1 protein-coding gene is annotated in these 1,514 nt (G+C 55.5%); it reads left to right on the top strand.

The window, feature by feature from the left end; translation table 11 throughout:
- Positions 1-103: 103 nt before the first annotated feature.
- Positions 104-1,291 carry a multidrug effflux MFS transporter gene (locus DCO57_RS22165; protein WP_205756260.1) on the top strand — a complete coding sequence of 396 codons (1,188 nt, stop codon included), beginning with the start codon at positions 104-106 and terminating at the stop codon, positions 1,289-1,291.
- Positions 1,292-1,514 lie beyond the last annotated feature (223 nt).

Below are 1,514 nucleotides of genomic sequence, written 5' to 3'. Positions count from 1 at the left end.
GGCATATCGCCGCCGGCAAGTGGTCCAGCCGAAAATACATGAACATGGCACCGCTCTACGCGGACCAGTACCAAACCCACGGAGCCGTCGCCTGAAAACAAATGTGCGAAAGATCTTTGACACTACCACGCTGATCCTGCTGTCAGCGCTTGGCATTCTTCCAGTCAACATATTTCTGCCGTCGCTGAGCAATATGGCAGTGGAATTCGCCGTGGACTATGGTGTCATCGGCCTCGCATTGGCCGTTTACGCAACTGTCTCGGCAGGTCTCCAAATCATTATGGGGCCGATGTCAGACAGGTTCGGTCGCCGTCCCGTAATCCTGTGGGGTTTGGGAATCTTCGTGGTTGCCACGCTGGGATGTGCCACTGCTCCTGACATTTGGACTTTTCTCACTTGTAGAATGGTCCAGGCTGTAATCGTGCCAACATATGCGGTGGCTCTTGCCATCGTTCGGGATACGACCAGCAAGGAGCAAGCCGCCAGCAAGATCGGCTATATTGCAATGGCGTGGGCCATAGCGCCCATGCTTGGCCCGAGTTTCGGTGGAATACTTGATGAGGCATTCGGGTGGCGCGCCAGCTTCTGGTTTCTCGCCTCGTCCGGCGCTGTGGTATTAGCGCTGTGCTGGGTCGATCTTGGTGAGACCAACCGGGAACCGTCAAACACGATCGCTGAACAACTCCAGGCGTATCCCGAACTGTTTAAGTCACGTCGTTTTTGGGCCTATGCCTTGTGCATGGCGTTTTCGATTGGTGCGTTCTACGCTTTTTTGACTGGCGCCCCTCTAGCTGCTGGATCTGCATCGGAGCTGTCTCCAGGCGTGCTCGGCATCTACATGGGATCGATCACTGGGGGCTTCATGATAGGAAGCTATCTAGCTGGGCGTTTCGCAGGCAGGTTTCCGTTGACGACCACCTTAATAGCTGGCCGGACAATTGCCTGCATGGGCCTGCTACTCGGTCTGTTCCTATATTTCTTCGGTGTCGATCATGTGATGGCGCTGTTCGGTCCATGCATGTTTGTCGGTGTCTCTAATGGTCTTACCATGCCGAGTGCGAATGCGGGCGCGATTTCGGTTCGGCCGAAGCTCACAGGTAGTGCCGCAGGTTTGGCAAGCGCTATCGCAGTTCTGGGTGGGGCCATTATGTCAACGATAACAGGTGCCGTTCTAACGGCTGAAAACGCCCGCTGGGGGCTCCTTCTCGTCATGCTGGGTTCTGCCACGATAGCACTCGCCGCTGCTCTGTGTGCCCGTCATTTCGAACGCACTCATGAGCATGGTCATTAGCCACCAGGGCTGTCCCCCTTCGGCTTTTGCATGCCATAGATGCATTGTACTCTTATCGTTTGCCCTCAGCACAGGATTTCGATCAGATCTTGTTCTGCTGAGATCGGCGGTGCAAAATTCGACCACGGTAGCGGCGGGATAGTCCTGCTGCGGGCGGCGTAAAAGTCGTCCACCTATTTTCCTTCTGCGATGACGGCAGGAGGGTTCGGGGATCTATACCGTG

It is taken from the genome of Labrenzia sp. 011, assembly GCF_003075075.1.
Classification (GTDB): domain Bacteria; phylum Pseudomonadota; class Alphaproteobacteria; order Rhizobiales; family Stappiaceae; genus Roseibium.
The sequence above is the reverse complement of the archived record's forward strand: the minus strand, read 5'-3'. Positions and strand labels throughout refer to the sequence as shown.